Annotated in this window: 5 protein-coding genes; all 5 read right to left on the bottom strand. The window is 45.5% G+C overall.

The genetic code is table 11. The features are described 5' to 3' along the window. Positions 1 to 1,781: hypothetical protein (locus ACEW8P_RS06930; RefSeq protein WP_373512368.1), on the bottom strand; the 1,781-nt coding region annotated here is incomplete at its 3' end. 23 nt (positions 1,782 to 1,804) lie between these two features. Continuing rightward, the gene (locus ACEW8P_RS06925) at positions 1,805 to 2,914 is read right to left on the bottom strand and encodes a hypothetical protein (protein ID WP_373512367.1); all 1,110 of its coding nucleotides are present in this window, start codon (positions 2,912 to 2,914) and stop codon (positions 1,805 to 1,807) included. Positions 2,915 to 2,971: 57 nt separating this feature from the next. Continuing rightward, on the bottom strand, positions 2,972 to 3,502 hold the full coding sequence (locus ACEW8P_RS06920; RefSeq protein ID WP_373512366.1) for a DUF4377 domain-containing protein: 531 nt from the start codon (positions 3,500 to 3,502) through the stop codon (positions 2,972 to 2,974). 106 nt (positions 3,503 to 3,608) lie between these two features. Continuing rightward, complete coding sequence (locus ACEW8P_RS06915) at positions 3,609 to 4,241, bottom strand: M949_RS01915 family surface polysaccharide biosynthesis protein (RefSeq protein ID WP_373512365.1); 633 nt, start codon at positions 4,239 to 4,241, stop codon at positions 3,609 to 3,611. A gap of 41 nt (positions 4,242 to 4,282) precedes the next feature. Next, positions 4,283 to 4,509 (bottom strand): hypothetical protein (locus ACEW8P_RS06910; RefSeq protein ID WP_373512364.1); only part of this gene is annotated, 227 nt, incomplete at its 5' end.

The following is a 4,509-nucleotide window of genomic DNA, read 5'->3' as shown; positions in this document are numbered from 1 at the left end:
GGTTGATCTTTAAATAATTTGGTTTTCACATCCCAGACATAACCTTTGTTAGTTTCTATTACGCTAACATTTCCATCAAAGCCTGGAACAATTTGGTACTGACCACTTTTAGATGCCGAAGCAATTATAGGGGCGGGATATTTCCCGGGCTTGATGTCCGCTGGCAGATTGATGGCTAATTCAAAACCTTCCGCAGTTTTTTTGATCGTTTTGATTGCGAAAGGTGCATTTGGTCCAGTAAAAGTCTGCCCATCTTTATAGGAATAGGCTTCAATCCAATCCTTTGTTAAGTGGGCAGCCGGATCGATTGGTGACTTTCTGGGTACTAGCCGAATTTCTCTTTTATTTTTTGCTGCCACCCCCTCGACTGTATACACAATAAGCCGATCCCCTTCGGTGTTTAACTTTGATGTTTCACCTTTTTTATAAACGTCCTGGGCTATTTCGATTACCCAAGTTTTGTCGTATTTCCTGGGATCGCGGATAACTACCAGGGAAATACCGTTTGCACTGTTGAGTTTGGTCAATTTTACCATTTCATTGCCTTTTTGGTCTAAAAGAATAGCGCGGTCGCTGGCAAGCCAACCGTACCGAAAACGGTGCCAGCCCAAAAAACCAGTTGCTCCGCGCATATCAGCCATCATGCCAAAACCACCTACCTCATGATTAAATGGGGATTCAGAAGGATACAGATCACCAGAGCCGAAACTATGTCCGATCTCGTGCATCATGAGTCGGTAATCATCTTTCATAGTAATGACGTTCTTTGTAGAATCCTTACCCGCTCCCTTTTCAATATCATAAGCATCGAAGCCAAGCGTCACATTGCTTATAATACCCGTTTTATTGTCTTGATCACTGTCATACAAGGCACTACTCGGAAAGTTATAGGATGTTAGCGATGTCTCCTTCTTATACGGGATTGGCACGATCACAAGAATAGTATTTTTCTCAAAAGATTTGTCTCCCAGTAGCGCATGAGTATCCTTTATGTATTTTTTATAATTCCATGCTTGATTTGCTACATAGGCAGACAGGTTTTCGGGTAGTTGAACCCATTCCTGACTTACCAAAGCATCCTTCATTGTTGCCAATCCCTGCCTTTTATATTCCTGAAAAAGCGTTCCGCCTTCCTTTAAAACATCCCATATTTCACTGGGATTTTTCTTGCGGTTTTGTTGGTCTTTAAATTCAACGAATACAACTTTCAACGAAATAGGTTGATTGGTCAAAATTTCATTATTTCTTCTTACTCCTTCTTTTCCAACTGGCATCAATTGAGGGTACTTCGGGGTCTTCCACAACTCGCTACCATCTTTCCCGATTAATACTAATCTTCCGTTATCGGTAAGGGTTACCTCTTTACACTGATTGAGCAAGCCGATATTTTCATCACGACCATTTGTAATGCAAAAGCCATTGTTTTGTTTACTTTCGATGCAGAGATTACAGTCCGTATTGAAGCTGAAGAAGCTTAACTTTGGAGGGTTATTGAGAGCACCACCTATTGGAAATTTGTAAACTATGCGATATTGCTTGGCAGCGTTGTTCACAATTTCTTCAATAATGAAGTCCCCTTCGCTCGTACCTCTCATTTGGTATTCTCCATTCGCAGATACCATTTTCTCTCCTTCCAGTAATTTATTGCCTGGAACCATCCGTGCCGTGTACTTCTTTTGTGAAGTGAAGGCTTCATTACTAACGTAAGTTTGCGCAAATGCGGTTTGCACCAGCCATAGAAGGACAATGCACGCTGTTCTTAACAGTTTTATTACTTGCATAATTTTTGTTGTTCAGTTCCGGGCTATTTTACTGGCTCAAACAACCAGCTAGCATCTTGGCGATAAACTTTGTCCTTACGGGCATTTGCATTGGCTTGGGTCACTTTTAACACATAACCCTCGTGCCGCAAGAACCAGCCTCCGTCTGCTGGATAACCTGCGGTTTCGAGAGAAATGTAGTTGAGCCCCCCTGCTTCCTTCTCTTCGGGTGTACGCACGTAGAAGTGTCCTCTGCCACTGGCGGGAGTGCCGGGGTACAGCGTCAAATTTTTATCATTCCCTACCTGAAGGTAAAGGTCGGGGACGGGAGAATTCAATAGCTTCAGCGCTATTATACCTTTCTCTTTGTCCACGTCTACTTTCTCAAACTCCATAACGGTGGCATTTTTGGGACTGACGATTTTCCCCTCGTAATAGGATTTGTTGCCGTCGCCCGCGTTTTTCTTTTGCGCGCTCTTGTCGTATCCCATCCAGTAGTCGCTGCCTTTTTCTACCCTGTTTCCACTAATAGAATAAGCGTGGAGCCGGAATTTGGTGGGCAGAACGGCGGGAACTACCTCCTTACTGTTGACTTTAATGCGAACTCCCCTGATGCTGTTGTTGGTGCATTGGTTGTATTGAACAATTACGATCCGGTTCTCCTCGCCCTTTACGAGCTGATCTTTCAAATCCACCTCCTTATATTTCGAGGCATTTCCTATCAGTTCTGAACCTTTCTGGTAACTCCCGTTTTTGTTATTGCTGTTGAAAAAATAGATGCGGGCACCATCATCGGCCATGTCATAAGACACCGTGAAGGTTTTTAAATCCACATTCTTGGGAATGAAGACCGAAGTTTGAAAATAGGTGAAGTCTAGCTGTTGGGCGCACTTTTTTACGTTTTTACCCAGATCAGGATAATCTACCGTTCCATCGCTTTGGGTCTTGGCCAGTTCCCACTTAGTATCCGATGGTTCAGGAATTTTCGCCTGGTCGAAGGCTGCGATTCTGGATGCCATGTCGTCGGTTTTGAATTCGATCACGCCCTCATTTCCTTCGTGGATTTGCCATGCGCTCACCTGCACTTGCGCGAAGGCCGGGCTGAGGCATACGACTGCCACCAGCAGTTTGATAAATGTGTGTATAGTGTTCATTTACATATAAAATTGTGTGTTGCCTACTCTGATTCGCATTTTCGGCGGCCTGCGATTTTAAAATATCATCTCTACCAGACGCAGTCCACCCTCCGTATGTTGGAAAGCGCCCTTTTGACCACCAGCCAGTGAATCGCACGAAATGGCGTCCGTGCTGAGGCGGACACTCCCGAAATACAGGCAATTGTTACCATCGGACCCCACAAGGCGGTAGTTGTCTACCACTAAGGGGAGTTCAAAACGAAGGTCGGCCGATACCTTTTTTTTGCTGATCTGTTTTTTTAGTCGGTACCTAAAAGAAGAAGCGTCGGCCAAGGGCTTCTCGACTTCTATCCTTTCTACGGAAATCTCGTAGTTATACCCCCATTCGTAGGCGAACCCTTCGATCTGATCGTAAAATAATTCGGTTTCGCCACCGTTTTTGCTAACCAGATAGCACAACTGAACGCCTTCGCCCTGGCAGGGTACCCGGTAGTGCGAAATCTTCAACCGTAACCCATCTGATGTGTGGGGCATTTTGTTGGCGCAGCCCGCTAACGATACGAATGCGAGTGTGGAAAAAAGAGCCTGGACCAGGTGTACCATCATTCTGTATTGATTTAGTGATATTGCGGCACTATCGGCTGCTACACCGTTTTGACTGGATAGAATAAGGTTAACAAACATTTCGTATTGCTGGCAGTTGGTGTCCGCTTCACTGGCCCCATGTTTCAGTTGCGTGTTGCTTCCATAGTTTTTCGGCTTGCTGGCGGAATTCTGCCGGTGCATTTTTAAATGCTCCGTCCAAAGAATATTCCCCGCCCATATAATCCGTTGCAGAGACTTTTACTCTGGTCGTTCCACGGACAGCAAACTTTTTGCTGTCCTGATACATGATAATTTTCATGGGGATTGGGCTTACGTCACCCTGACAAGCAACTTTGTACATGACCCAGACTTCCGCCTTGCCATCTTTATTCAGGTCGGTCACCGCGAATGTCTCGTCAACAAAGTCAAGGAATATGTCAGCGGGACATTCTTTTACATAATCATACACTTTCCATGTCTGCTTTGGCCCGTCGCCGGAAACCAAATAATGGTAAGCGTACAAAGCCGCGTCACTGTAACTGTCGTCTGGGGCATTTTTGCTCTGCGTTTTGTCGGTCACTGTCAGAATGACGATGTTATCGCCTGTGTTGTCCGTCCAGCGAACCGCTTGAGAAATGTTGCCCGTGTAGCTAATACTTTTGGGGACAGTCTCTTCATCAAGCGATGTCAGGGTAAAATGCCCTAAACAAGTCTGCGTCAAAATCAGGGAAAGGACGAGCAGAAGTCCGGGAATTTTCATGTTTGTAGGGTGTCGATTGGTATTGCCGCCAACAGCCAGATTTATCTTCCGAACACCTGTACTTCGGCCAAACTGAGTGAAACAGTATTAGTGCCGTCAGGTAGCGTAATGCACACGTATCTGCCTTTTCGGTTGACTTTCAGCGTAAAACTGTTCGATTCTGCCGTCCAAGTAGGGCTTAGTGGGCCAATGTTTAGTCCAGCCCCATAGCCGTCGGCTACTGGCTGCGCCATTCCCACCGGCGCGCTATCCTTCCCTCCCAGTCCCA

The organism is Persicitalea sp., from assembly GCF_041751555.1.
Lineage (GTDB): Bacteria > Bacteroidota > Bacteroidia > Cytophagales > Spirosomataceae > Persicitalea.
This window is presented reverse-complemented; position numbering and strand designations above follow the sequence as displayed.

Excerpts from the sequence above, each read along its gene's own strand:
- ACEW8P_RS06925 (WP_373512367.1), bottom strand. The coding sequence starts at position 2,914 with ATGAACACTATACACACATTTATCAAACTGCTGGTGGCAGTCGTATGC.
- ACEW8P_RS06920 (WP_373512366.1), bottom strand. The coding sequence starts at position 3,502 with ATGATGGTACACCTGGTCCAGGCTCTTTTTTCCACACTCGCATTCGTA.
- ACEW8P_RS06915 (WP_373512365.1), bottom strand. The coding sequence starts at position 4,241 with ATGAAAATTCCCGGACTTCTGCTCGTCCTTTCCCTGATTTTGACGCAG.